This is a genomic window from Chelatococcus albus, assembly GCF_030067675.1.
GTDB classification, from domain to species: Bacteria; Pseudomonadota; Alphaproteobacteria; order Rhizobiales; family Beijerinckiaceae; genus Chelatococcus_A; species Chelatococcus_A albus.
In genome coordinates this window covers 251,573-277,035 of the sequence record NZ_JASJEV010000006.1, presented here as the reverse complement: position 1 = coordinate 277,035, position 25,463 = coordinate 251,573, and the positions used below count along the sequence as shown (strand labels likewise).

21 protein-coding genes are annotated in these 25,463 nt (G+C 70.6%); 16 read left to right on the top strand and 5 right to left on the bottom strand.

The features are described 5' to 3' along the window. Positions 1-129 precede the first annotated feature (129 nt). Positions 130-765 carry an outer membrane protein gene (locus QNA08_RS11815; protein WP_283740911.1) on the top strand — a complete coding sequence of 212 codons (636 nt, stop codon included), beginning with the start codon at positions 130-132 and terminating at the stop codon, positions 763-765. Positions 766-952: 187 nt separating this feature from the next. Continuing rightward, complete coding sequence (locus QNA08_RS11810) at positions 953-2,146, top strand: TIGR03862 family flavoprotein (protein ID WP_422679908.1); 1,194 nt, start codon at positions 953-955, stop codon at positions 2,144-2,146. A gap of 18 nt (positions 2,147-2,164) precedes the next feature. Here the strand turns inward: QNA08_RS11810 and QNA08_RS11805 are convergent, their stop codons facing one another. From QNA08_RS11805 to nth, 3 genes are all read right to left on the bottom strand, one after another. Next, positions 2,165-2,968: a DUF72 domain-containing protein gene (locus QNA08_RS11805; protein ID WP_283740910.1), complete on the bottom strand. Its 804-nt coding sequence runs from the start codon at positions 2,966-2,968 to the stop codon at positions 2,165-2,167. An 80-nt stretch (positions 2,969-3,048) separates the two neighbouring features. Beyond that, positions 3,049-3,678 (bottom strand): bifunctional nicotinamidase/pyrazinamidase, encoded by a 630-nt coding sequence (gene pncA / locus QNA08_RS11800; protein WP_283740909.1) that lies wholly within the window; start codon positions 3,676-3,678, stop codon positions 3,049-3,051. Positions 3,679-3,763: 85 nt separating this feature from the next. After that, a complete protein-coding gene (nth, locus tag QNA08_RS11795) occupies positions 3,764-4,510 on the bottom strand; it encodes an endonuclease III (RefSeq protein WP_283740908.1) in 747 nt (248 codons plus the stop codon). Positions 4,511-4,560: 50 nt separating this feature from the next. Here nth and QNA08_RS11790 point away from each other — a divergent pair, with 50 nt between their 5' ends. After that, positions 4,561-5,070 (top strand): DUF2244 domain-containing protein, encoded by a 510-nt coding sequence (locus QNA08_RS11790; protein WP_283740907.1) that lies wholly within the window; start codon positions 4,561-4,563, stop codon positions 5,068-5,070. Between the two features lie 81 nt (positions 5,071-5,151). Then, a complete protein-coding gene (locus QNA08_RS11785; protein WP_283740906.1) occupies positions 5,152-6,054 on the top strand; it encodes a methylated-DNA--[protein]-cysteine S-methyltransferase in 903 nt (300 codons plus the stop codon). A gap of 46 nt (positions 6,055-6,100) precedes the next feature. Here the strand turns inward: QNA08_RS11785 and QNA08_RS11780 are convergent, their stop codons facing one another. Then, entirely contained in the window at positions 6,101-7,030 is a 930-nt protein-coding gene (locus QNA08_RS11780; RefSeq protein ID WP_283740905.1) for a hypothetical protein, read from the bottom strand. Positions 7,031-7,449: 419 nt separating this feature from the next. Between QNA08_RS11780 and dnaK the strand changes: the two genes are divergently transcribed. The 8 genes from dnaK (at position 7,450) to QNA08_RS11740 (ending at position 14,337) form a co-directional block, all read left to right on the top strand. Beyond that, the gene (dnaK, locus tag QNA08_RS11775) at positions 7,450-9,366 is read left to right on the top strand and encodes a molecular chaperone DnaK (protein WP_283740904.1); all 1,917 of its coding nucleotides are present in this window, start codon (positions 7,450-7,452) and stop codon (positions 9,364-9,366) included. A 122-nt stretch (positions 9,367-9,488) separates the two neighbouring features. After that, entirely contained in the window at positions 9,489-10,631 is a 1,143-nt protein-coding gene (dnaJ, locus tag QNA08_RS11770; protein WP_283740903.1) for a molecular chaperone DnaJ, read from the top strand. A gap of 94 nt (positions 10,632-10,725) precedes the next feature. Next, complete coding sequence (locus QNA08_RS11765; RefSeq protein ID WP_283740902.1) at positions 10,726-11,331, top strand: class I SAM-dependent methyltransferase; 606 nt, start codon at positions 10,726-10,728, stop codon at positions 11,329-11,331. A gap of 103 nt (positions 11,332-11,434) precedes the next feature. After that, entirely contained in the window at positions 11,435-12,016 is a 582-nt protein-coding gene (locus tag QNA08_RS11760) for an NADPH-dependent FMN reductase (RefSeq protein WP_283740901.1), read from the top strand. A gap of 136 nt (positions 12,017-12,152) precedes the next feature. Further along, entirely contained in the window at positions 12,153-12,866 is a 714-nt protein-coding gene (pyrF, locus tag QNA08_RS11755; RefSeq protein WP_283740900.1) for an orotidine-5'-phosphate decarboxylase, read from the top strand. Positions 12,867-12,884: 18 nt separating this feature from the next. Then, complete coding sequence (locus tag QNA08_RS11750; RefSeq protein WP_283740899.1) at positions 12,885-13,175, top strand: DUF1330 domain-containing protein; 291 nt, start codon at positions 12,885-12,887, stop codon at positions 13,173-13,175. 11 nt (positions 13,176-13,186) lie between these two features. Next, a complete protein-coding gene (locus tag QNA08_RS11745; protein WP_283740898.1) occupies positions 13,187-13,498 on the top strand; it encodes a DUF1330 domain-containing protein in 312 nt (103 codons plus the stop codon). A gap of 365 nt (positions 13,499-13,863) precedes the next feature. Next, positions 13,864-14,337 (top strand): cupin domain-containing protein, encoded by a 474-nt coding sequence (locus QNA08_RS11740; RefSeq protein ID WP_283740897.1) that lies wholly within the window; start codon positions 13,864-13,866, stop codon positions 14,335-14,337. Between the two features lie 12 nt (positions 14,338-14,349). Here the strand turns inward: QNA08_RS11740 and mutS are convergent, their stop codons facing one another. Further along, positions 14,350-17,145 (bottom strand): DNA mismatch repair protein MutS, encoded by a 2,796-nt coding sequence (gene mutS / locus QNA08_RS11735; RefSeq protein ID WP_422679905.1) that lies wholly within the window; start codon positions 17,143-17,145, stop codon positions 14,350-14,352. A gap of 157 nt (positions 17,146-17,302) precedes the next feature. Here mutS and QNA08_RS11730 point away from each other — a divergent pair, with 157 nt between their 5' ends. The 4 genes from QNA08_RS11730 (at position 17,303) to tsaE (ending at position 25,459) form a co-directional block, all read left to right on the top strand. After that, positions 17,303-19,585: an NADP-dependent malic enzyme gene (locus QNA08_RS11730; RefSeq protein ID WP_283740896.1), complete on the top strand. Its 2,283-nt coding sequence runs from the start codon at positions 17,303-17,305 to the stop codon at positions 19,583-19,585. 165 nt (positions 19,586-19,750) lie between these two features. Next, on the top strand, positions 19,751-21,148 hold the full coding sequence (gene ahcY / locus QNA08_RS11725; protein ID WP_283740895.1) for an adenosylhomocysteinase: 1,398 nt from the start codon (positions 19,751-19,753) through the stop codon (positions 21,146-21,148). Between the two features lie 172 nt (positions 21,149-21,320). Further along, complete coding sequence (locus tag QNA08_RS11720; protein ID WP_283740894.1) at positions 21,321-23,849, top strand: sensor histidine kinase; 2,529 nt, start codon at positions 21,321-21,323, stop codon at positions 23,847-23,849. Positions 23,850-23,866: 17 nt separating this feature from the next. Beyond that, complete coding sequence (gene tsaE, locus QNA08_RS11715) at positions 23,867-25,459, top strand: tRNA (adenosine(37)-N6)-threonylcarbamoyltransferase complex ATPase subunit type 1 TsaE (RefSeq protein WP_340322038.1); 1,593 nt, start codon at positions 23,867-23,869, stop codon at positions 25,457-25,459. The last annotated feature ends 4 nt before the right edge of the window (positions 25,460-25,463 follow it).

The following is a 25,463-nucleotide window of genomic DNA, read 5'->3' as shown; positions in this document are numbered from 1 at the left end:
CCCCAGATGCTCGGCGTCTTCCCTGGAGGCGCCTCTCGGGCCGAAGCGGCGCCGGCCGCCGAGGCCGGACGTGACAGCCTCGCGCCTCGCGGCGTGACAATCACGTTCGACAAGTTTCGGAGCCTCTCGATGACGTTCACGCGTCCCCTGACCCTCGCGGCGGCGGGCATCCTCGCCGCGGCGCAGGCTTTCGCCGCCGACCTGCCGCGCCGCACGACCTATGTCGCTCCCGCCTATACGCCGCCGGTGTTCACCTGGACGGGCGGCTACGCCGGTCTGCACGGCGGCTTCGTGCAGAAGCGCGCCACCGGCCTGAAGAACCAGAACGGTTTCGCCGGCGGCGCCCAGCTCGGCTATAATTACCAGATGGGCGGTTTCGTCGTCGGCGGCGAGCTCGAAGCGAGCTACCTCGGCGGCGGCAAGTCCAAGCGCAATGCGGCTTCGCTCGTCTCCATCGAGCAGAAGTGGCTCGGCGCCGCCAAGCTGCGAGCCGGCGTGGCGCTCGACCGCACGCTCATCTTCGCCACTGCCGGTGTCGCGACGAGCAAGTTCGACGTGCAGGGCGTGGGCAACAAGGACAAGTGGAAGACGGGCTACCTCCTCGGCGCCGGCGTCGAACACGCCTTTACCGACAACCTGACGCTCAAGGCCGAGTACAACTACCTGCGCTTCGGCGACCAGAAGGTGGCGCTCGCAGGCGGCGGCGTGCGCAAGAGCGAGCTTTCCGACCACGTCGTCAAGGCCGGCCTGAACTACAAGTTCTGAACCGGATGGATTGACGGCCGGGCTTCTTTCGGTGTCAACGGCGACAACGCCCGCGCCCGAAGGGAGCCCGACCGCCGTGAACGCACCGACGCAGGACCGCGCTGCCGGACAGGACGCCCCTGGCAAGGCGGCGGCCGCTGCGGCGCGGCCGGAAGTCGCCGTCATCGGCGCGGGGCCCGCCGGCCTGATGGCTGCGGAGATGCTCGCCGCCGCGGGGCTCGGCGTCACCGTCTACGAGCGCATGCCCTCGCCCGCGCGCAAGCTCCTCATGGCGGGGCGCGGCGGGCTCAACCTCACCCACAGCGAAACCGCCGAACCGTTCCTCGCCCGCTACGGGGCGGCGCAGCAGCGGCTCGCGCCCGCGATCCGCGCCTTCCCGCCCACAGCGCTCAGGGCCTGGTGCGAGGGACTCGGGCAGGAGACCTTCGTCGGCACGAGCGGGCGCGTCTTTCCCCGCGCCTTCAAGGCCTCGCCGCTGCTTCGCGCCTGGCTTGCCCGCCTCGGGGCGCTCGGCGTGCGACACGCCTCGGGTCACCGCTGGGTGGGGTGGACAGCGGCGGGCGAGCTCGCCTTCTCAACCGCCGAAGGCAGCAAGACCGCGCGCCCCGATGCAACCCTGCTCGCGCTCGGGGGAGGGAGCTGGCCGCGCCTCGGCACGGACGGCGGCTGGACCGCCATTCTCAGCGCCGCAGGCATCCCCATCACGCCACTCGCGCCCGCCAATTGCGGCTTCACGGTAGACTGGTCGCCCGTCTTTCGGGAGCGCTTCGCCGGTGAGCCGCTGAAGCGCATCGCGCTTGCCTTCGGCGGGGCACACGTGCGCGGCGAGGCGGTCATCACCGCCCAGGGCCTCGAAGGCGGCGCCGTCTATGCCCTGTCGTCCGTGCTGCGCGACGCCATCGCCCGCGACGGAGAGGCGGTGCTTTACGTCGACCTGCGGCCGGACCTCGATCTCGGCGCACTCGCGCGGCGCCTCGGCCGGGCGCGCGGCGGGCAGTCCACCGCGACCTTCCTGCGCAAGGCTGCCGGCCTGCCGCCGGTCGGAGTCGGCCTCCTGCGCGAGGCCGCGGGCCCGGCCCTGCCGCAGGGGGCGCAGACGCTCGCCGCCCTCGTGAAGGCAGCGCCCCTGCATCTGTCGGGCCCATGCCCCATCGAGCGGGCGATCTCGACGGCAGGCGGCATCCGCTTCGACGCCGTCGACGATGCCTTCATGCTGCGCGCGCGGCCCGGCGTCTTCGTCGCGGGCGAGATGCTGGACTGGGAAGCGCCGACCGGCGGCTATCTCCTGCAGGGCGCCTTCGCCACGGGGGTCGCTGCGGCGCGCGGCATCCTCGCCCATCTCGGCCGCCCCGTGCCGCCGGCCGCGAACCCGCCCTGGTGATGCCGGGGGTTTTGCGAATCAGCGACCGAGCCGCTCGATGAGGGCCATCGCTGCGGCCGGGGCACGCACCTTGGCGCCGTTGATCATGAAGATGAAGCAGTCGCGCGCCTGCACGACCGCCGGCGTCCCCTCGTCGACGCGCGGCAGGTCGGCGGGCTCCCCGCCTGCGCCCCAGGCCCGGGCGCGCTCGGCCCAGGCGTCGAGCACGTCGGGCGCGTAGCCTGTCGGCTCCTCCTCGCGGGCCCGCTGCAGCCGGGCATAGACGAAATCGCCCGTCACGTCGGCGATGGCCGGGTACTTGTCCGAATCGGCGTAGACGACCGGCGTCCCGTAGCGGCGCAGCAGGGCGACGAAGGCCGGCGTGCAGAAGCTCTCGTGGCGCACCTCGACCGCATGGCGGACGGCAAGGCCGTCGACGTTGCGCGGCAGGAGCGCGAGGAAGGCCTCGAAATCCTCGGCGTGGAAGGCCTTGGTGGGGGCGAACTGCCACAGGACAGGGCCGAGCTTCGCCCCGAGCTCGGTAACGCCGCTCGCAAAGAAGCGCTCGATCGAGGGGCCCGCCTCGGCGAGCACGCGGCGGTTGGTGGTGAAGCGCGGGCCCTTCAGCGAGAAGACGAAACCGTCCGGGCTCTCGGCCGCCCAGCGGCGGAAGCTCTCGGGTTTCTGCGAGCCGTAGAAGGTGCCGTTGATCTCGATGGCGGTGACGTGACGGCTCGCATATTCGAGCTCGCGCGCCTGGGCGAGGCCCGGCGGATAGAAGGTGCCCCGCCAGGGCTCGAAGGTCCAACCGCCGATGCCGACCCGAATTGCGTTCGCGGCCATGTGCGCCACCTCCCCGGTCGGAGGCTAGCTGAGGCGCACGGCCGCCGGAAGCCACCCGATTTCTGCGATCGCGGCGGCGCTCAGCCGATCTCGGCCGCCATGATGCGCTTCACGCCGGCGGCTTCCATGTCGGCCCAGGCCTTGGCCAGCGAGCCGTCGACGTCGATCGCGCGGCAGGCGTCCTCGACGACGAAGGTCTCAAAGTTCTCGCGGCGGGCGTCGAGCGCGCTCCAGGCCACGCAGAAATCCGTGGCGAGGCCGGCGAGGAAGAGGCGCGCGAGGCCGCGCTCGCGCAGGTAGCCCGAAAGGCCCGTGGGCGTCCTGCGGTCGGCGGCGTAGAAGGCAGAATAGCTGTCCACCTCGCGCTGATAGCCCTTGCGCAGCACGAGTTCGGCGTGAGGCACGTCGAGGTCCGGGTGCAGCGCCGCGTCCCGCGTGCCCTGCACGCAATGGTCCGGCCACAGCACCTGATCGCCGTAAGAAAGGTGCAACACCTCGAAGGGCTTGCGGCCCGGATGCGAGGAGGCGAAGGAGGAATGTCCGGGCGGGTGCCAGTCCTGCGTCAGGATGACGTGGGCGAATCGCTTGGCGAGCGCGTTGATCACCGGCACCACGGCATCCCCCTCCGGCACCGGCAGGTTGCCACCTGGGACGAAGCCGTTCTGCACGTCGACCACGAGGAGCGCGTCGCTCTCACCGGGCTTGATCATGGCGTCCTCCCGCCCCCCCTCATTCGAATTCTAGCGCCGGAGGACGGGGTGCGGCAAAGCTCCGCGGCGCGGCCGGACTACGCCGTCAGACCGTCTTGCCCTCGAAACGGCAGAGGTCGGCGATGAGGCAACGGGGACACTCGGGCCGGCGCGCCTTGCAGACGTAGCGCCCGTGCAGGATCAGCCAATGGTGCGCGTGGCGGCGATACTGCTCCGGCACGATGCGTTCGAGGCCGAGCTCGACCTCGAGGGGCGTCTTGCCGGGCGCGAGCGGAATGCGGTTGGCGACGCGGAAGAGATGCGTGTCGACCGCGATCGTGTGCTCACCGAAGGCGATGTTGAGCACGACGTTCGCCGTCTTGCGGCCGACGCCCGGCAGCTCCTCGAGGGCCGCGCGCGAGCGCGGCACCTCGCCGCCGTAGCGCTCGACGAGCTGGCGCGACATGGCGATGACGTTTCTCGCCTTGTTGCGGTAGAGGCCGATCGTCTTGATGTAGTCGCGCAGGCGCTCCTCACCGAGGGCAAGCATCTTCTGCGGCGTGTCGGCAACGGCAAAGAGCGCCCGCGTCGCCTTGTTGACGCCGACGTCGGTCGCCTGCGCCGACAAGGCGACGGCGACAAGCAGCGTGTAGGGATTGACGTATTCGAGCTCGCCCCTTGGCTCGGGATTGGCGGCGTGGAAACGGCGGAAGACCTCGGCGACCGTCGCGGCGTCGGCCACCGACGGGCCGCCGCCCGGCGCACGCGTCTTGCGCGCCGCGGCCTTGCGCCCGGCACTCCCAGCGCCAGCGGAGGCCTTCGGCGCGGCCCTTCGTCCCGATGTGGCGTTCACGGAGGCTTGTGTTCTTCGCGGCAATGTCGCTCGCCATATAATGAGGAGCCATGACGACGAGCAAGCGGCACGACGGCGGATTGTATCCCCTGCCCGAGGAGGCGGTGTTCGCGGCGCTCATCACGCCGAATCGCTCCCTCGATCCCAGGATGCTGCGACGCGTGCTCACCCTCATCTGCCTGGCGAGTGTGGCGGCGAGCGTTCCCTTCATCCTCGCGGGGGCGTGGCCGGTCGCGGGCTTCTTCGGCCTCGACCTTCTCGCGCTCTATGTTGCCTTCCACGTCAACATGCGGCGGGGCGGAGCCTTCGAGCAGGTCGTCCTCACCCGGCTCGACCTCCTCCTGCGGCAGGTCTCGCACCGCGGCGAGGCGCGCGAATGGCACTTCAACCCCTCCTGGACGCGCCTCGTGCGCGAGACGAACGAGGACTTCGGCGTGCAGCGCCTCACCCTCGTGTCGCGCGGGCAGCGTGTCGTCGTCGGCGCCGCCCTGTCGGCGGAGGAGAAAGCCTCCTTTGGCGACGCGCTCTCCGCCGCGCTGGCGAAGGCAAGACACCGCTGAGGCAACAGCCTTGCGCAGGGGCAGCTTTCGGGTGTCGCGTGCCGCGGGCGAGGCTTAAGTTCGACCATGGAGGATCACCCCATGCTCGATACACTCGCCGCTCTGCCCGAGGCCGCCGCCACACCGGCGACCGCGAGCCCGACCGCCGACTACGAGCGCGTGCGGCGCATATTGGCCTACATCACCGAGCACTGGCGCTCGCAGCCCTCGCTCGAGGCGATCGCCGACCATGTCGGCCTGTCGACGACGCACGTGCACCATCTCTTCCGACGCTGGGCCGGGCTCTCGCCCAAGGCCTTCCTGCAGGCGATCACCCTCGACCATGCCAAGGCGCTGCTCGCCGATTCGGCGAGCGTCCTCGACACGACCTACGAGGTCGGCTTGTCGGGGCCCGGGCGCCTGCACGACCTCTTCGTGACGCACGAGGCCATGAGCCCCGGCGATTGGAAGGCGAGGGGCGAAGGGCTCGTGATGCGCTACGGCTTCCATCCCTCTCCCTTCGGCGAGGCCATCCTGGTGGCGACCGACCGCGGCCTTGCCGGCCTCGGCTTCGTCGACGGCGGCGACCGCGCCGCGGCGCTCGCCGACATGAAGGGCCGCTGGCCGCGCGCGCATTATGTGGAGGATGCCGGTGCGACCGCGCCGCTTGCCCGGCGCATCTTCGACCCGACGCTGTGGCGCCCGGAGCATCCCCTGCGCGTCGTCCTCATCGGCACCGATTTCGAGGTGCGCGTGTGGCAGGCGCTGCTCAGGATCCCGCTCGGGCGTGCCACCACCTATTCCGACATCGCCTGCAGGCTCGGCAAGCCCGCCGCCTCGCGCGCGGTCGGCGCCGCAGTCGGCAAGAACCCGATCTCCTTCGTCGTGCCCTGCCACCGCGTGCTCGGCCGCTCCGGCGCGCTCACGGGCTACCACTGGGGCCTCACGCGCAAGCAGGCGATCCTCGGCTGGGAGGCGGGCAAGGCCGCAGGCGGCGGCGCCTGACGGCAGGCGGCTCACCTCCGCAGCGCCCCCGGCGAACCCGCCTGCGCTACTGCGTCTTGCCGGGCTCCGTCGCCTCGGGCTCCGCCGTCTCCGGCTGGGCAGCTTTTGGGGCCGGCGTCTTCGGCACCACTTTCCGCGGGACCGCCCTCCCCGGTTCCGGCGTGGCGGCGAGGCGCGCCTTCAGGGCCGCCGCCCGCGCCTCGGTATAGCGCGCCGCGCAGAAGCCGTGCGCCGCCTCCTGCGCGTAGTCCCGGCAGAGCATCTCGCGCTCTGACGAGAAGGCAGCCTGTTCGCCGGCGACCGTCTTGACCTCCTGGCCGGACAGGCGCGCCTGCAGGCGGCGAAAGCTCTCGTGCAGCGCGGCCTCCGCCCGCGACCGCTCGCGCTCGACCTCTGCAGCCCTCGCGGCGAGCGCGGGGCCGTCCGGCCCCCACAGGCCGCCGACGTCGGCACGGCAATCGGCCAGCTCGAAGGTGCAGGTCTCCGTCTGCGCCGACACGAGCACCGCACCCGACAGCACGTCGAAGACGACCGGACAGACCGGCGCTTCGAGAACATAACGCGGCAGGCCCGCGGGGCGGCCGAGGCTCTTCAGCGGCACGGGCTCGTCGACGCCGAGCGCGACGGCGCAGGGCTCCAGCGGGTTCGAGATGGCCCGGCCCTCGAGCGTCAGGCGCAGGGTGAGCGTCGCCTTGTCCCTGCGCTCGACGAGAAGGCGGCCCTGCGTGCCGTGGCGCAGCAGTTCCCGGCCGATCAGCGCCGCCTCCGCCGGCGGCCGGCGGGGAGCGGAAGCGCCCTTGCGGGCAGGCAGCGCCTGCGTCTCGCCCGCAGGCGTGGGCGCCTGCGCGCCGGGCAGGGTGAGCTGTGCTTCGGCGGCCGCCGGCAGCCAGAGCGCCACGCCGACCGCCCATGCGAGCCGCCGCCGGCGCCCGGCCCTGTCGCCGCGCCGTCCCGCCGTGACATCGACGCTGCGCATCACATGCTCGCCCCCAACATGGCGCCTCGCCGGCCCAGCCGAAGCGGAATGCGCCTCGATCTCCTTGAGAACAGAGCCTTTTCCCAGCCGAACCGGCATCCGCTTCGGCGGAAGGCGCCCTAGACGGCTGCACGGAATGCGAGCGTAACATGAGCCCGGCAACCTTGCGAACGCAGCCGCGCGCAACCACCTGTCGAAGCAAGACATCCAGCGCTGCCCGCCGGCATTTCGGCGGCTTGCGACCCTCGGGGCCGGTCCTTATATACGCGCCCGACGTGCGAGCATCGCACCACGGACGGTCCGGCCCCGCTCTTCGCGGCGCGCGGGCCGGACGGCGTTGAGTAAGCATTGAGTAAGCCATGGGCCGGGTCGCTTCGGGGCCCGGCACGGCGGTCTGCTTGAAAGTGAGGGATCACTCCATGGGTAAAGTCATCGGTATCGACCTCGGCACCACCAACTCCTGCGTCGCCGTCATGGAAGGCACGACGCCGAAGGTGATCGAGAACGCGGAAGGCGCGCGCACCACGCCTTCGATCGTCGCCTTCACCGACGACGGCGAGCGCCTCGTCGGTCAGCCGGCCAAGCGCCAGGCCGTCACCAATCCCGAGCGCACCTTCTTCGCCATCAAGCGCCTCATCGGCCGCACCTTCGACGATCCGATGACGAAGAAGGACATGGGCCTCGTGCCCTACAAGATCGTGAAGGCCAACAACGGCGACGCCTGGGTCGCCGCCGACGGCAAGGAATATTCGCCGTCGCAGATCTCGGCCTTCACCCTGCAGAAGATGAAGGAGACGGCGGAGGCCTATCTCGGCCACAAGGTCGAGCAGGCGGTCATCACCGTTCCCGCCTACTTCAACGATGCTCAGCGCCAGGCCACCAAGGACGCCGGCCGCATCGCCGGCCTCGAGGTGCTGCGCATCATCAACGAGCCGACCGCGGCGGCGCTCGCCTACGGCCTCGACAAGCGGGCCTCCGGCACGATCGCGGTCTATGACCTCGGCGGCGGCACCTTCGATATCTCGATCCTGGAGATTGGCGACGGCGTCTTCGAAGTGAAGTCGACCAACGGCGACACCTTCCTTGGTGGCGAGGACTTCGACATGCGCCTCGTCGAATATCTCGCCGACGAGTTCAGGAAGGAGCAGGGTATCGACCTGCGCAAGGACAAGCTCGCCCTCCAGCGCCTCAAGGAGGCGGCCGAGAAGGCGAAGATCGAGCTGTCCTCGGCGCAGCAGACCGAGATCAACCTGCCCTACATCACGGCCGACGCCTCGGGGCCGAAGCACCTCGCCCTCAAGCTCACCCGCGCCAAGTTCGAGGCGCTCGTCGACGATCTCATCCAGAAGACCGTCGAGCCTTGCCGCAAGGCGCTGAAGGACGCGGGCCTCTCCGCCGGCTCCATCGACGAGGTCGTCCTCGTCGGCGGCATGACGCGCATGCCGAAGGTGCAGGAGATGGTGAAGCAGTTCTTCGGCAAGGAGCCTCACAAGGGCGTCAACCCGGACGAGGTCGTCGCCATCGGCGCGGCGATCCAGGCGGGCGTCCTGCAGGGCGACGTCAAGGACGTGCTGCTTCTCGACGTGACGCCGCTGTCGCTCGGCATCGAGACGCTCGGCGGCGTGTTCACCCGCCTCATCGACCGCAACACGACGATCCCGACGAAGAAGAGCCAGGTCTTCTCCACCGCCGAGGACAACCAGAGCGCCGTCACCATCCGCGTTTTCCAGGGCGAGCGCGAGATGGCGGCCGACAACAAGCTGCTCGGCCAGTTCGACCTCATGGGCATTCCGCCGGCGCCGCGCGGCATGCCGCAGATCGAGGTGACCTTCGACATCGACGCCAACGGCATCGTCAACGTGTCGGCCAAGGACAAGGCCACCGGCAAGGAGCAGGCGATCCGCATCCAGGCGTCGGGCGGCCTGTCGGAGGCCGACATCGAGAAGATGGTGAAGGACGCCGAGGCGCACGCCGCCGAGGACAAGAAGCGGCGCGAGCTCGTCGAGGCGAAGAACCAGGGCGAGAGCCTCATTCACTCGACCGAGAAGTCGCTGAAGGAATACGGCGACAAGGTTTCGCCGGCCGACAAGGGCCTGATCGAGGCGAGCATCGAAGCCCTCAAGACGGCGCTGAAGGGTGACGACACCGAGGCGATCAAGGCCCGGAGCAACGAGCTCGTGCAGCATGCGATGAAACTCGGCGAGGCCATGTACCAGGCGGCCCAGGCGGCAGACGGTGCCGGCGAGGGCGCCGGGGCCTCGGGCGAGGCCAAGAAGGACGACGTCATCGACGCCGACTTCCAGGAAGTCGACGACGACAAGAAGAAGCGGGCGTAATCGCTCCGCGTATCCGTCCCCCGGGGCTCGCTCCCCGGGGGAAATTCGATCGGGAGCCGGCGCGCGTCTTTCTCCACTGCGCGCAGTCCGGGTGAGCGTTCAGGGCCGACCATACAGCGACCATGTCGAAGCGCGACTACTACGAGATACTCGGCGTCGACCGGACCGCGACCGAGGTCGAGCTCAAGAGCGCGTTCCGCAAGCTCGCCATGCAGTACCACCCGGACCGCAACCCGGGCGACCACACGGCCGAAGCGCGCTTCAAGGAAATCAACGAGGCCTACGAGGTCCTGAAGGACGGGCAGAAGCGCGCCGCCTACGACCGCTTCGGCCATGCCGCCTTTGACCAGGCGGGCGCCGGCGGCCCCGGCTTCGGCGCCGACTTCGCCTCGTCGATGGCCGACATCTTCGACGACCTCTTCGGCGACTTCATGGGCCGGGGGCGCAGCCGCGCCGGCGGCGGGCGCGAGCGCGGCTCCGATCTGCGCTACAACCTCGAGATCGGCCTCGACGAGGCCTTCGCCGGCAAGACGGCGACCATCAGGATTCCGACCTCCGTCACCTGCGAGGCCTGTAGCGGCTCCGGCGCCAAGGCCGGCTCCAAGCCGCGCACCTGTCCGACCTGCGGAGGCCACGGCCGCGTGCGGGCGACGCAGGGGTTCTTCGCCATCGAGCGCACCTGTCCCAACTGCCACGGCCGCGGCGAGATCATCGACGATCCCTGCGGCGCCTGCGGCGGCGCTGGGCGCGTCACGCGCGAGCGCACGCTCTCGGTCAACATCCCGGCCGGCGTCGAGGATGGGACGCGCATCCGCCTCGCCGGCGAGGGCGAGGCCGGCACGCGCGGCGGGCCGAACGGCGACCTCTACATCTTCCTCTCGGTCAGGCCGCACCCCTTCTTCCAGCGCGACGGCGCCGACCTGTTCTGCCGCGTGCCGATCTCCATGGTGACGGCGGCGCTCGGCGGCGAGATCGACGTGCCGACCATCGACGGCGACCAGGAGAAGCTGAAGATCCCCGAGGGGACGCAGACCGGCAAGCAGTTCCGCCTCAAGGGCAGGGGCATGCCGATTCTGCGCACGCGCGATTTCGGCGACCTCTACATCCAGGTGGTCGTCGAGACGCCACAGAAGCTCACCAAGCGCCAGCGCGAGCTGCTCATGGAATTCGAGCTCGAATGCTCGAAGGAGACGCATCCGGAAAGCGCGGGATTCTTCACGCGCGTGAAGGACTTCTTCGAGGGTCTGGGCGGCAATCCCGCCTGAGGCGACCGGCCGCCGCGACATGCGGGCGCGCCGGCGCCTTGACCTCAGGGCGAGGCTGATCAACCTATTGGAACGATCCGAGGAAACGCGCCCCGTGTTCGAGCCCACCCGCCGCCGCGACGACAAGCCAGTCCGCATCGAGGACGAAGCCCGCTTTCTGAAATCCTGGGTTGAGCGACCGCTGGTGACCGGCGCGGTCACTCCGTCAGGGCGCATGCTCGCCCGCACCATGGCAAGCTACATCGACCCGACGAAGCCGGGCCCCGTCATCGAGCTCGGCCCGGGCACCGGCCCGGTCACCGAGGCCATCGTGCGCCGCGGAGTCGATCCGCACCGCCTCGTCCTCGTCGAGTTCAATCCCGATTTCTGCAAGCTCCTGCACCGCCGCTTCCCGGCCGCCACCATCGTTCACGGCGACGCTTACGGCCTGGGCAAGACCCTGCGCGGCGTCGTCCATGAAGAGGCGGCCGCCGTCGTCTCCAGCCTGCCGCTCTTCACCAGGCCGCTGCCGCAGCGCCTCACCCTGCTCGAAGCCGCCTTCGACCTCATGCACGCCGGCGCACCCTTCATCCAGTTCACCTACGCCGTCGTGCCGCCGATCCCGAAGAATGCAACGCGCTACGCCGTGAGCGCATCCAACCGCGTGTGGTGGAACCTGCCTCCAGCCCGCGTCTGGGTCTACCGCCGGCACACGGGCTGAGTCCCGGGGCCGACGGAATCGCCGCCCGGCAGGCAGGCCCGACATCCTTCCCGACATCGAGCTCATCCGGCGCCGACACGCCATCCGCATCGAGAGGTACTCCATGGCCTTGCCTAGGATTCTCGTCTTCTCCGGCTCCGTCCGCTCCGGCTCGCTGAACGGAAAGCTCGCGGCGCTCGCCGCCCGGCGGCTCCGGGAAGCGGGAGGCGAGGTGAGAGAGGTTTCCCTCAAGAATTATCCGCTGCCGATCTACGACGGCGACGACGAGGCGCGCGACGGCGTTCCGGCCAACGCCCGGGCGCTGCATGGCCTCTTCGCGAGCCATGCCGGCATCTTCATCGCGAGCCCGGAATACAACGCCGGCGTCGCGCCGATCGTGAAGAACACCATCGACTGGGTATCGCGCGTGAAGGATGGCGGCGGGGCAGCTGCGGCCTTCGCGCGGCCGGTCTTCGGCATCGGCGCAGCCTCGCCCGGCGGCTTCGGCGGCTACCGCGGCCTGACCGCGCTGCGCCACAGCCTCGTGCTCGGCCTGAGCGCCCTGGTTCTGCCCGAGATGGTGAGCGTGGGCGCGGCGCAGGACGCCTTCGACGAGGCGGGCGAACTGAAGAACGAGCGGTCCGCGGGCCTGCTCGCCACCCTGGCGAAGCGCCTCGTGGAGGAGGCGTCGCGGCGCGGCGCCTGAGACGCCGGCCGCGGCCGAGGGCCGGTCACGCACCGGCCGTGCATGAGGCCCCCCGGCGATTTGCCTTTGACAGCCGGGTCCCTCGCGTGCTCCACCGGCGGCGTTCCCTCGCCCACCGCTCAATCGGAGAAGCCGCATGAACGCCGGACCGGACGCGCGCGACCGCCTCATCGTCGCCCTCGACACCCCCACCGTCGCCGAGGCCGAGGCGCTCGTCGCGCGACTCGGCGATGCCGTGACCTTCTACAAGATCGGCATGGAGGTGGTGTACGGGGGCGGCCTCGCGCTCGCCGAGCACCTCGTCGGCGCCGGCAAGAAGGTGTTCCTCGACCTCAAGCTGCACGACATCCCGAACACGGTCGAGCGCGCCACGGCGCAGGTGGCGCGCCTCGGCGTCACACTGCTGACCGTGCACGGCTATCCGCAGACCATGAAGGCCGCCGTCCGCGGCCGGGGCGAGAGCGCCCTCAAGCTCCTTGCCGTGACCGTGATGACCTCCTGCGACGACGCCGACCTCGCGGAGGCCGGCTATGCCGCTGGCGTCCGCGACACCGTGCGCCGGCGCGCCCTGCAGGCGCGCGAGGCGGGCATCGACGGGCTCATCCTGTCGGCCGAGGAGGCGGGCGCCATGCGCGCGCTGCTCGGGGCGGGAATGCTGCTGGTGACGCCCGGCATCCGGCCTGCAGGCAGCGCGGTCGGCGACCAGAAGCGCGTCATGACACCCGCCGAGGCCATCCGCGCGGGGGCCGACCACCTCGTCGTCGGCCGTCCGGTGACGGCCGCGGCCGATCCGCGCGCCGCTGCAGAAGCCATCGTCGCCGAAATCGCCGACGCCGTCGTCAGCGTGTAAGGCTTAAGGAGAAGAACGATGCCCAAGGGTTACGTCATCGCCCGCATCACCGTCACCGACCCGGAGCAATATGCCGTCTACGCCCGGCTCGCGACCGAGGCCATCCGCAAATATGGCGGCCGGCCGCTGGTGCGCGGCGGCCGCTGCGAGCATGTGGAAGGCGACGGGCGGCCGCGCAACGTCGTCATCGAGTTCGAGTCCTTCGATCGCGCCCTCGCCTACTATCATTCGCCGGAATATCAGGCGGCGAAGAAGGAGCGCGAGACCGCCGGCGTGGGCGAGTTCGTCGTGGTCGAAGGCGCCGAATGAGGAGCAAGCGGATGCCCAAGGGATATTGGATCGGCCGCGTCGATGTGACCAATCCGGACGGCTACAAGGCCTACGTCACCGGCAACGGCCCGGTGTTCAAGAAGTTCGGCGGGCGTTTCCTGGTGCGCGGCGGCGCCTTCGAGACGGTGGAGGGCGGCGCGCGCTCGCGCAACGTCGTCATCGAATTCCCCAGCTACAAGGACGCGATCGGCTGCTGGAACTCGCCGGAGTACCAGGCGGTGAAGGCCCTGCGCGACGGCTGCGGCGTGGCCGACATCGTCGTCATCGAGGGCTACGAGGGCCCGCAGCCCTCGGACGGCTGAACCGGCCGCCCGTCGGACGCCCCGGGCGGCCCTAATCCAACCGTCGAGATCCCATCCCGCCGCATGCCTTGACAAGCATGCGGCGCGAGCGAAGCTCGTCATGATCGCCTATCTTCCTTCGGGCCGCGGCAGCGCTCATGCGGGAATGCCCGCGGGGCCGGTGCGCGGGGCAATCACGGAGGGAGCGGCGGCCGCCGTCGCGCGGCCATCACCGCGAGGGGCGCGGGTCCGGCGAAGCGCAGGCCGTGGCCTCGATGTGCCGTAACGGACCGCCGCAGGGCGAGGGCAGAGGCGTCGCGCTCGCGAAACGGATCGAGACCCGCCGGGAACCGCGAGCCCGCCGCCCCTACGATGGGAGGAACGTCATGGCTCGCCGCGTCCTGCATCCCAGCCGCATCATGCCCGGCCGGCCGAGGCTCGGCGCAATGCTCGGCCTCGTCGGCATTGCCCTGGGCCAACCCGCACTCGCGCAGCGGAGCGCCCTGCCGTCGGCCTTCGACGTCAAGCCCGTCCTGAAGTCGAGCAAGACCGCCGACGGTGACGTGCTGCAGCTGCCGAAGACCGACAAGCCCGAGATCATCTCGGTGATCGGGACCCTGCAGCCCGGCGGGCGGACGGCGCGCCACCAACACCCGATCCCGGTCTACGTCTACGTCATGGAGGGCGACCTCGAGGTGCAGACGGACGGGGCGGAGGCGCGGCACTACAAGGCGGGCGAAGCCTTCCTCGAGAGCGTCGGCAAGTGGCATCAGGCCTTCAACAAGGGGAGCACGCCGGCGCGCATCCTCGTCGTCTTCTTCGGCGAGGAAGGCAAGCCCACGACGGTCAACGCCCCGTAGCCACGTCGGCTCTCAGTCTTCCGCCGCGCGCAGGCTCTTGAGGCGGTAGAGCGCCTCGAGTGCCGCCCGCGGTGTCAGATCGTCGGGGTCGATGGCGTCGAGCGCCTCGCGCAGGCCGTCGCGCTGCGGTCCGGCTGCCGGAGCGGCCGGCGCGGACCGCACACTCGCGGCAAAGAGCGGCAGATCGTCGATCAGCGCCGAGACCGGCTTCTCGCGATCGCTCTTCTCGAGCTCGTCCAGGATCGTGCGGGCACGGGCGATCACCGCCGGAGGCAATCCCGCGAGCTTCGCCACCTGGATGCCGTAGCTGCGGTCGGCGGCGCCGGCGACGACCTCGTGCAGGAAGACGACCTCGCCCTGCCATTCGGTGACCCGCACGGTGACGTTGCCGAGCCGGACGAGCCGTTCGGCGAGCGCCGTCAGCTCATGGTAGTGCGTGGCGAAGAGCGCGCGGCAGCGGTTCACCTCGTGCAGGTGCTCGATCGCCGCCCAGGCGATGGAAAGACCATCGAAGGTCGCCGTGCCGCGGCCGATCTCGTCGAGGATGACGAGCGAACGCGCCGTGGCCTGGTTGAGGATCGCCGCGGTCTCGATCATCTCGACCATGAAGGTCGAGCGCCCGCGCGCCAGATCGTCGGCGGCACCGACGCGCGAGAAGAGGCGATCGACGAGGCCGATATGGGCGGCCCGGGCCGGCACGAAGGAGCCCATCTGGGCGAGCACCACCATCAGCGCGTTCTGGCGCAGGAAGGTCGACTTGCCGGCCATGTTGGGACCGGTGACGAGGGCGATGCGCCCGGCCGCCGCGCCCTCCGGTGCGGAGAGGTCGCTGTCGTTGGCGACGAAGGCAGCCCCGTCGCGCTTCAAAGCAGCCTCCACGACCGGATGGCGGCCGGCTTCGATGCGGAAGGCAAGGCTCGTGTCGACCTGCGGCCTGACCCAGCCGAGGTCGGCGGCGAGCTTGGCGAGCGCGGCGGTGACATCGACGACCGCAAGCCCTTCCGCCGCCGCCTTCACCGCCTCGGTCGCGGCAACAACCTCACCGAGAAGCGCATCGAAGATCGCGAGCTCGATGCCGAGCGCCCGTTCGCCGGCGGAGGCGATTCTCGCTTCGAGCTCGCCGAGCTCGACCGTGGAGAAGCGCATGGCGCCCGCCATGGTCTGGCGGTGCACGAAGGTCTCGTTGAACGGCGGCCTGAGGAAGTCCTCGCCCGTCGCCTGCGGCACCTCGACGAAATAGCCGATGACGTTGTTGTGCTTGACGCGCAGGGTGCGGCAGCCGGTCTCGGCGGCATAGCGGGCCTGGAGCGCGGCGATGAAGCGGCGCGAATCGGCCTGCAATGCCCGCGCCTCGTCGAGGGCGGGGTCGTACCCCTCCCGGACGAAGCCGCCGTCGCGCTTCAGGAGCGGCAGATCGTCGGCAAGCGCCGCAGCCAGCCGGCCGGCGAGCGCCGGATCGGGCGTCTCGAGGGCGGCCCGCGCCGCCGCGAGCTCCTCCGGCAGGTCGCCAGAGGCCGCGAGCAGACGAGCGAGCGCCCCAGCGGCGGCAAGGCCGTCGCGCAGGGCCGCGAGGTCGCGCGGGCCGCCGCGGCCGAGGGTGAGGCGGGCGAGCGCGCGGGCAATGTCGGGTGCCGCGGCGAGGGCCTGGCGCAGGCGCTCGTGCAGGAGCGAATCGCCGACGAGGAAAGCAACCGCCTCCTGGCGGCGCGCGATCGCCGCGATCTCGGTCAGGGGGCCGGCCAGACGCTCGGCGAGGAGCCGGCCGCCGCCCGGCGTCACCGTGCGGTCGATGGTGGCGAGGAGGCTGCCAGGCCGCTCGCCGGAGAGCGTGCGCGTCAGTTCCAGATTGGCGCGCGTCGCGGCGTCGATGGCAAGCGTGCCGCCCGCGGCCTCGCGCGAAGGCGGCGACAGGGGCGGACGCGAGCCGAGCTGAGTACGCTCGACATAGGCGAGGGCAGCGGCCGCGGCGGCAACCTCGCTGCGCGTGAACTGGCCGAAGGCGTCGAGCGAGGCGACGCCGAAATAGTCCTTCACCCGCCGTTCCGCCGAGGCCGGGTCGAGCCCCTCGCGGGCGAGCGGCGTCACCGCCGCCCGCGTCTCGCGCCACAGGCCGGCGAGATCCGCGTCGTCGTAGACGGCGTCGGGCACGACGAGCTCGCGCGGCTCGAGGCGGGCGATCTCGGCGGCGAGGCCCGCGGCCGAGACCTCCGTCACCGTGAAGCGGCCGGTCGAGATGTCGACGGCGGCGAGACCATAGGCCCACTCCGTGTCCGACAGGCGCCGGCGCGCCACCGCGACGAGCAGGTTCGCGCGAGCCGGATCGAGCAGATTGTCCTCGGTGATGGTGCCGGGCGTGACGAGGCGGATGACGCCGCGCTGCACGACGGACTTGCCCCCTCGCTTGCGCGCCTCGGCCGGGTCTTCCGTCTGCTCGCACACGGCGACCCGGTGGCCTGCGGCAATGAGGCGCTGCAGGTAGTCCTCGGCGCGCTCCACCGGCACGCCGCACATGGGGATGTCCTCGCCGAGATGCTTGCCGCGCTTCGTCAGCACGATGCCGAGGGTGCGCGAGGCAATCTCCGCGTCGGCGAAGAAGAGCTCGTAGAAGTCGCCCATCCGATAGAAGAGGAGGCAGTCGGGATGGGCGGCCTTGATCTCGATATACTGTGCCATCATCGGCGTGACGCGATGCGCCTCGCCGTCGGGCGCCTTCCGACGGCCGTCGCTGCGCGCCGGCGCGCTGTCTCCGGGCGTGGCGCCCGCTTCCTCGAAGTCAGCCGTGGGGATGGTCGTCGCGTCTCGGCTCATGGCCGCCGGACGCTAGCAGAGCAGCCTTGCGCTTTCACCCGTCCGGCAGAGCAGTGTTGCACGAAGCGGTGGAGAACGCCGCTTGGCGCGGAGCCGGCCGGTGCCGTAAGGTCGTTACCCCTTCCGGAAGCGCCTCACGAGAGCAAGCAACACAGTCATGGACACGTCCAAGCGCCGCGCCCGCCCGACCTTCACCGACCAGGAAGCGCTGCAGTTCCACGCCCAGGGCAAGCCCGGCAAGCTCGAGATCGTACCGACGAAGCCCATGGCGACGCAGCGCGACCTCTCGCTCGCCTATTCGCCCGGCGTCGCCGTGCCGGTGAAGGCGATCCACGAGGACCCGACCCGCGCCTTCGACTACACGGCGCGCGGCAATCTCGTCGCAGTCGTCTCGAACGGCACGGCGATCCTCGGCCTCGGCAACCTTGGCGCGCTGGCCTCCAAGCCGGTGATGGAGGGCAAGTCGGTCCTCTTCAAGCGCTTCGCCGACGTCGATTCGATCGACCTCGAGGTCGCGACCGAGGACGCGGACGAATTCGTCAACTGCGTGCGCTACCTCGGCCCGTCCTTCGGCGGCATCAACCTAGAGGACATCAAGGCGCCCGAGTGCTTCATCATCGAGGAGCGCCTGCGCGAGCTCATGGACATCCCGGTGTTCCATGACGACCAGCACGGAACGGCGATCATTGCCGCGGCCGGTCTCGTCAACGCCCTGCACCTGACCGGCCGCGACGTCACCTCGACGAAGCTCGTCATCAACGGCGCCGGGGCCGCGGGCATCGCCTGCGCCGAGCTCATCAAGGCGATGGGCTTCGCGCCCGACAACGTCATCCTCTGCGACACCAAGGGCGCCGTGTACAAGGGCCGCATCGAGGGCATGAACCAGTGGAAGTCGGCGCACGCCGCCGACACCGAGGCGCGCACGCTCGCCGACGCCGTGAGGGGGGCTGACGTCTTCTTCGGCCTCTCGGCCAAGGGAGCGCTGACACCCGAGATGGTCGCCTCCATGGCACCGAACCCGATCATCTTCGCCATGGCCAACCCCGACCCGGAGATCCTGCCCGAGGAGGTGGCCGCGGTCCGCGACGACGCCATCATGGCGACCGGCCGCTCCGACTATCCGAACCAGGTCAACAACGTCCTCGGCTTTCCCTACATCTTCCGCGGCGCCCTCGACGTGCGCGCGACGACCATCAACATGGAGATGAAGATCGCCGCGGCGAAGGCGCTCGCCGAGCTCGCGCGCGAGGACGTGCCGGACGAGGTCGCGGCCGCCTACCAGGGCGCGCGCCCGCGCTTCGGCCGGGACTACATCATCCCCGTGCCCTTCGATCCCCGCCTCATCCACGTGGTGCCGGCAGCCGTGGCGCAAGCGGCGATGGACACGGGCGTCGCCCGGCGGCCGATCGTCGACATGCGCGGCTACAAGGCGCAGCTCTCGGCCCGGCGTGACCCTGTCGCCGGCACGCTCAACCGCATCTTCGAGCGCGTGCGGCGCTATCCCAAGCGCGTCGTCTTCGCCGAGGGCGAGGAGGAGCAGGTCATCCGCGCCGCCGCGTCCTTCGTCAACCAGGGGCTCGGCACCGCGATCCTCGTCGGCCGTGAGGACCGTGTCTACGAGACCGCCGAGCTCGCCGGCATCGACCTCGAGGGCAAGGAGGGCATCGAGGTCCACAACGCCCGGCTGTCACACCGCAACGCCACCTATGCGCAGTTCCTCTACGAGCGGCTGCAGCGCAAGGGCTTCCTCCTGCGCGACTGCCAGCGGCTCATCAACCAGGACCGCAATCACTTCGGCGCCGCCATGGTGGCGCTGGGCGATGCCGACGCCATGGTGACGGGCGTGACGCGCAACTATTCCACCGCGCTCGAGGACGTGCGCCGCGTCATCGACCACAAGCCCGGCCACCGCGTCATCGGCGTGTCCATCGTGCTGGCCCGCGGGCGCACCGTGCTCGTCGCCGATACCGCCATCACCGAGATGCCCGGCGCCCAGGACCTTGCCGAGATCGCGGTGGAGGCCGCCGGCGTCGCGAAGCGCCTCGGCTACGAGCCGCGCGTCGCCATGCTCGCCTTCTCGAATTTCGGCCAGCCGCCGGGCGAGCGCTCGCAGCGCGTGCAGGAGGCGGTGCGCATCCTCGACGGCCGACGCTGCGACTTCGAGTACGACGGCGAGATGGCGGCCGACGTGGCCCTCAACCGCGACCACATCGCCGCCTATCCCTTCTGCCGCCTGACGGGCCCGGCCAACGTCCTCATCATGCCTGCCTTCCACTCGGCCTCCATCTCGACGAAGATGCTGCAGGAGCTCGGCGGCTCCACCGTCATCGGTCCGCTGATCGTCGGCCTCGACAAGCCGGTGCAGATCGTGCCGCTCGGCGCCAAGGATTCCGACATCGTCAACATGGCCGCCCTCGCCGCCTACAACATCGGCGGATGACGGCCGGCGGAACGCCCTCTCCCGCTCCGCGGGAGAGAGGGCCCGTGCGTGCGGCGTCGCGCCCGCGGAAAGCCATATAAAGACTTCTTTATGTCTTTATTGCCTCGCCTCGCGCGGGCTGCTATAGACCGCGCGACTTCGTGAACAGCAGCGGATCGTCGAACCATGTCGCAGGATTTCGTCGTCAAGGATCTCGGGCTCGCCGACTGGGGCCGCAAGGAGATCGCCATCGCCGAGAGCGAGATGCCCGGCCTCATGGCCGTACGCGAGGAATATGGCCCCTCGCAGCCGCTCAAGGGTGCGCGCATCGCCGGCTCCCTGCACATGACGATCCAGACGGCGGTGCTCATCGAGACGCTCGCCGCGCTCGGCGCCGACATCCGCTGGGCCTCGTGCAACATCTACTCGACGCAGGACCACGCCGCCGCCGCGATCGCCGCCCGCGGCATCCCGGTCTTCGCGGTGAAGGGCGAGACGCTCGAGGATTACTGGAACTACACCCGCCGCATCCTCGAGTGGCACGATGGCGGCACGCCCAACATGATCCTCGACGACGGCGGTGACGCGACGCTCCTCGTGCACCTCGGCCTCAGGGCCGAGCAGGGCGACACCGCTTTCCTCGCCGAGCCGGGCTCGGAGGAGGAGGAGATCCTCTTCGCGCTCATCAAGCGCACGCTCGTGGAGAAGCCCGGCTGGTTCGCCGAGCTCGCGAAGAACATCCGCGGCGTCTCGGAGGAGACGACGACGGGCGTGCACCGCCTCTACATCATGGAGAAGGAGGGCAAGCTCCTCTTCCCGGCGATCAACGTCAACGACTCGGTGACGAAGTCGAAGTTCGACAATCTCTACGGCTGCCGCGAATCGCTCGTCGACGGCATCCGCCGCGGCACCGACGTGATGATGGCCGGCAAGGTCGCCATGGTCGCGGGCTTCGGCGACGTGGGCAAGGGCTCCGCCGCCTCGCTGCGCAACGCCGGCTGCCGCGTCATGGTGTCGGAGGTCGACCCGATCTGCGCCCTGCAGGCGGCGATGGAGGGCTACGAGGTCACGACCATGGAGGACGCGGCGCCGCGCGCCGACATCTTCGTGACGGCGACCGGCAACAAGGACGTCATCACCGTCGAGCACATGCGGGCGATGAAGGACCGCGCCATCGTCTGCAACATCGGCCACTTCGACAACGAGATCCAGGTCTCGGGCCTGCGCAACTTCAAGTGGCACAACATCAAGCCGCAGGTGGACGAGGTCGAGTTCCCGGACGGCAAGCGCATCATCCTCCTGTCGGAGGGCCGGCTCGTGAACCTCGGCAACGCCATGGGCCACCCCTCCTTCGTCATGTCGGCGTCCTTCACCAACCAGACGCTGGCGCAGATCGAGCTGTTCACCAGGAACGGTCAGTACGGCAAGAAGGTCTACACCCTGCCCAAGCAGCTCGACGAGAAGGTGGCGCGGCTCCACCTCGCCAAGATCGGCGTGAAGCTCACCAAGCTGCGCGAGGACCAGGCGGCCTATATCGGCGTGTCGCCGGAAGGCCCGTTCAAGCCCGAGCACTACCGCTACTGATCGGCGCGCAGGACGCGCCCCGCAAGCCGCCCGGTTGAGCCGCGCCGGGCGGCCTTGCCGTTTCGTTAACCACTTCCTGCGGGAGTCTCGTAACCGCTATTGTGGGGCTGATTCGGCGGCCGCGGGCCCATCCCGCGCGGGCCGGCGGCGACGGGGGTGACGAGGAGCGGCAATGGCGAGGGCGGATGCGAGGCGCGCCACCGAGCGCTCAGGGCGGGCTGCCGCCGCCTTGCGCCGCGCCCTGCGGTGCTCGGCGGCGCCGGCAGCGCTCCTCCTCTCCGGCGCCGCGCTGGCGCAGACCCCGCCGGCGACCCAGCCGGCGCCCCTGCTCGTCTCGTCCCTGTCGCTCATCGATCCCTACAATGCGACGGGGCTCGCCGTCTTCATCGGCCTCGTCATCTTCTCGACGACGACGGCCCTCCTCCACCTGCGCGAGCGCAAGCGCTGGACGCAGCGCGAAGCGGCCCTCGCCCGCGAGCTCGCCGATCTCAGGGCCCGCAGCGACTGCGCCGACGTGATCCTGGCCGCCGAGCCGCAGATCGTCGTGAGCTGGAGCGGCCGCGACGAGGAGCCGGTCATCGAGGGGGATACCGCCATCGTCGCCGATCGCGGCCCGCCCCGCCGCGTGCTCGCCTTCGGCTCCTGGCTGCCGGCACCCAACGCGCAGGCGCTGGAGGCGGCCCTCGACCGCCTGAAGGAACGGGGCGAGGGATTTCGTCTGCTCCTGCGCTCGCTCGCCGGGCGCTATCTCGACATCGAAGGCCGGGCCGTCGGCGCGCGCGCCGTGATGCGCCTGCGCGAGGTGACGGGCGACCGCCTGGAGCTCATCCGCGCGCGCGAGGAGCTGACGGCCGCACGCGGCGAGCTCGACACGCTCAACGCCATGCTCGACGCCGTGCCGCAACCGGTGTGGCTGCGCAACGCCGACGGCGTGCTGACCTGGACGAACGCGGCCTATGCCCGCGCCGTCGAGGCCGAGGACGGCCGCGACGCCGTGCGCCGCGGGCTCGAATTGCTCGACAGGACGGTGCGTGAGGCGGCACGGCGCATCCGCGCCTCCGGCCAGCCCTATGTGGCGCGCGTCGCCGCCGTCATGGCCGGGAACCGCCGCGCTGTGGACGTGGTCGAGACGGCGGCCGCCGGCGGCAGCGCCGGCATCGCGGTCGACGTGTCCGACCTCGAGGCGGCCCGGGCCGACCTCGCGCGGCAGAAGGATGCGCACGTGCGCACCCTCGACCAGCTGTCGACGGCGGTGGCGATCTTCGACGCCAGGCAGCATCTCATCTTCCACAATGCCGCCTATCGCCAGCTCTGGAACCTCGACCAGGCCTTCCTCGACGGCGGGCCGAGCGACGGCGAGATCCTCGACCGGCTGCGCACCGCCCGGCGCCTGCCCGAGCAGGCCGACTTCCGCGGCTGGAAGGCCTCCGTGCTCGCCGCCTACCGCGCGGTCGAGGCCCAGGAGCAGTGGTGGCACCTGCCGGACGGCCGCACGCTCCGCGTCGTCGCCAATCCCAACCCGCAAGGGGGCATCACCTATCTCTTCGACGACGTGACGGAGCGCTTCCACCTCGAATCGCAGTTCAACACGCTCATCCGTACCCAGGGCGAGACGCTCGATTCGCTGCGCGAGGGCGTCGCGGTCTTCGGGACCGACGGCTGCCTCAAGCTGTCCAACCCGGCCTTCGCCACTCTGTGGGGTATGGCGGGCGACTTCACCGCCGGTCGGCCGCACATCGACGCCGTCATCGCCGCCTGCCGCCGCCTCGCCCCCGACGAAGAGCCCTGGAACGACATCCGCGGCGCTGTCGCCGGCGTGCACGATATGCGCACGGGCCTCGCCTGCCGCATGCGGCGAGCCGACGGCGTCGTGCTCGATTGCGCCGCGGCGCCGCTGCCCGACGGAGCCACACTGCTCACCTTCACCGATGTGACCGCGAGCGTGAACGTGGAGCGGGCCTTGACCGAGCGCAACGAGGCGCTCGAGAACGCCTCGCGCCTGCGTGACGACTTCGTCCATCACGTGTCCTACGAGCTGCGCTCGCCGCTCACCAACATCATCGGCTTCGTGCAGCTCCTCGGCGACGAGACGGTCGGCCCGCTGAACGCCAAGCAGCGCGAATACGCCACGCACATCATGCGCTCCTCGGCGGCGCTGCTCGCCATCATCAACGACATTCTCGATCTCGCCAGCATCGACCAGGGCGCCATGGAGCTCGCGCTCGAAGAGGTGGACATCCGCGAGACGATCACGGCCGCCGTGCGCGGGCTCGAGGACCGCCTGGCCGAGTCCGCCATCCGCCTGGAGATCGACACGGCGCCGGACATCGGCACCTTCCGCGCCGACGGCAAGCGCGTGCGGCAGGTGCTGTTCAACCTCCTGTCGAACGCCATCGGCTTCTCGTCGGAGGGCCAGACGGTGCGCCTCAGCGCGCACAAGACGGACGCCGAGGTCGTCTTTGCGGTCGCGGATCAGGGGCGAGGCATACCGCCGGAGGTGATCGCCAAGGTGTTCGAGCGCTTCGAGAGCCACACGCTCGGCTCGCGCCATCGCGGCGTCGGCCTTGGTCTCGCCATCGTTCGCTCGTTCGTGCAGCTGCACGGCGGGCATGTCGAGCTCGACTCGACGCCCGGGCGCGGCACGATCGTCTCCTGTTACTTCCCCGCCGAGGGCACGGCAGCACGCGAGGCCGCCGAATGATGGAAGCATTGGCACGCATGAGCAACGAGCTCTCGACCGACGGCGGCCCGCCGGCGGCCGCCCTCGCGGCGGAGGCCGCCGCCGGAGCGGCGAGCGGGTGGACGATGGTGCTGCCCGACGAAGCGGCAACCCTGCGCCTCGCCGGCGTCCTCGCCGGCGAGCTGAAGGCGAACGACCTCGTCACCCTGTCGGGCGACCTCGGCGCCGGCAAGACGACCTTCGCCCGCGCGCTCGTCCGCGCCCTCGCCGGCGACCCGGAGCTCGAAGTGCCGAGCCCCACCTTCACCCTCATGCAGCTCTACGAGATGGCCTGGGGCACGGTGGTGCACGCCGATCTCTACCGCATCGGCGGGCCGGAGGAGCTCGAAGGCCTCGGCTGGGACGAGGCGGCGGACGGCGCCCTCGTCCTCGTCGAATGGCCTGATCGGGCGGGCGGCGAACTCAACGCCGACAGGCTCGACATCGCCTTCCGCCTCATGCCGCAGGCCGGCAGCACGCAGCGCCTCGTGGTGCTCACGGGCCACGGCGCCTGGGTGCCGCGGCTCGAACGGCTCAAGGGGATTCGCACCCTCCTCGACCGCACGGGCTGGGGCGATGCCAGCCGCGTCGTCATCCAGGGCGATGCCTCCACCCGGCAGTTCGAGCGCCTGACGAAGCCGAGCGGCGAGACCGCAATCCTGATGATCGCGCCGCCGCGTGTGCCGGGACCGCCGGTGCGGCGGGGCAAGCCCTACCACGTCATCGCCCGGCTCTCCGACACGGTCCATGCCTTCATCGCCATCGACAAGGGGCTCAGGGCGCTGGGCTTCAGCGCGCCGCGCATCTACGGCGCCGATCCGGACGCCCATCTCGTTCTCGTCGAGGACCTCGGCACCGAGCCCATCGTCGGCCCCGACGGACCGATCGCCGAACGCTACGGCGAGGGCGTGCTGGCGCTCGCCAAGCTGCACACGACGACGCTCCCCGACGTCCTGCCCGTGACGGAAGGGCGCGACCATGTCATTCCGCCCTACGATCTCGAGGCGCTCCTGATCGAGGCGGAGCTTCTCCTCGAATGGTACGCGCCGCACATGGCGCAGAAGCCCGTTTCGGCGGTCGCCCGCTCCGAATTCGTCAGCCTCTGGACGCGCCTGCTCGCCGAGGTCGTCGCCGCGCCCGCCACCTGGACGCTGCGCGACTTCCACTCCCCCAACCTGTTCTGGCTGCCCGAGCGCGAGGGCGTCGCCCGCCTCGGCATGATCGACTTCCAGGACACGGTCCTCGGCCACCCGGCCTATGACCTCGTGTCCCTCCTGCAGGACGCCCGGGTCGACGTGCCGGTCGAGCTCGAACTGAAGCTGCTGGCGGCCTACGCCCAGGCGCGGCGCGCGCACGACTCCGCCTTCGACCTGGCCGCCTTCACCCGCGCCTATGCCGTCCTCGGTGCCCAGCGCGCCACCAAGATCCTCGGCGGCTTCACCCGCCTCGACAGGCGCGACGGCAAGCCGGCCTACCTGCGCCACATGCCGCGCATCGAAGGCTACCTCGGGCGCAACCTCGCGCATCCGGCGCTCGCCGACCTGAGGCGGTGGTACGAAACCCACCTGCCGCAGCTCGTCGCCGACGCCTGAGCCC

Bases quoted from the DNA above. Each gene is read 5' to 3' on its own strand.
- QNA08_RS11720 (WP_283740894.1), top strand. From the start codon at position 21,321: ATGGCGAGGGCGGATGCGAGGCGCGCCACCGAGCGCTCAGGGCGGGCT.
- QNA08_RS11790 (WP_283740907.1), top strand. From the start codon at position 4,561: ATGACGACGAGCAAGCGGCACGACGGCGGATTGTATCCCCTGCCCGAG.
- tsaE (WP_340322038.1), top strand. From the start codon at position 23,867: ATGAGCAACGAGCTCTCGACCGACGGCGGCCCGCCGGCGGCCGCCCTC.
- dnaK (WP_283740904.1), top strand. From the start codon at position 7,450: ATGGGTAAAGTCATCGGTATCGACCTCGGCACCACCAACTCCTGCGTC.
- QNA08_RS11780 (WP_283740905.1), bottom strand. From the start codon at position 7,030: ATGCGCAGCGTCGATGTCACGGCGGGACGGCGCGGCGACAGGGCCGGG.
- QNA08_RS11805 (WP_283740910.1), bottom strand. From the start codon at position 2,968: ATGGCCGCGAACGCAATTCGGGTCGGCATCGGCGGTTGGACCTTCGAG.
- mutS (WP_422679905.1), bottom strand. From the start codon at position 17,145: ATGAGCCGAGACGCGACGACCATCCCCACGGCTGACTTCGAGGAAGCG.
- QNA08_RS11810 (WP_422679908.1), top strand. From the start codon at position 953: ATGGCTGCGGAGATGCTCGCCGCCGCGGGGCTCGGCGTCACCGTCTAC.
- QNA08_RS11815 (WP_283740911.1), top strand. From the start codon at position 130: ATGACGTTCACGCGTCCCCTGACCCTCGCGGCGGCGGGCATCCTCGCC.
- dnaJ (WP_283740903.1), top strand. From the start codon at position 9,489: ATGTCGAAGCGCGACTACTACGAGATACTCGGCGTCGACCGGACCGCG.
- QNA08_RS11730 (WP_283740896.1), top strand. From the start codon at position 17,303: ATGGACACGTCCAAGCGCCGCGCCCGCCCGACCTTCACCGACCAGGAA.
- QNA08_RS11785 (WP_283740906.1), top strand. From the start codon at position 5,152: ATGCTCGATACACTCGCCGCTCTGCCCGAGGCCGCCGCCACACCGGCG.
- pncA (WP_283740909.1), bottom strand. From the start codon at position 3,678: ATGATCAAGCCCGGTGAGAGCGACGCGCTCCTCGTGGTCGACGTGCAG.
- QNA08_RS11760 (WP_283740901.1), top strand. From the start codon at position 11,435: ATGGCCTTGCCTAGGATTCTCGTCTTCTCCGGCTCCGTCCGCTCCGGC.
- ahcY (WP_283740895.1), top strand. From the start codon at position 19,751: ATGTCGCAGGATTTCGTCGTCAAGGATCTCGGGCTCGCCGACTGGGGC.
- QNA08_RS11745 (WP_283740898.1), top strand. From the start codon at position 13,187: ATGCCCAAGGGATATTGGATCGGCCGCGTCGATGTGACCAATCCGGAC.
- pyrF (WP_283740900.1), top strand. From the start codon at position 12,153: ATGAACGCCGGACCGGACGCGCGCGACCGCCTCATCGTCGCCCTCGAC.
- QNA08_RS11750 (WP_283740899.1), top strand. From the start codon at position 12,885: ATGCCCAAGGGTTACGTCATCGCCCGCATCACCGTCACCGACCCGGAG.
- QNA08_RS11740 (WP_283740897.1), top strand. From the start codon at position 13,864: ATGGCTCGCCGCGTCCTGCATCCCAGCCGCATCATGCCCGGCCGGCCG.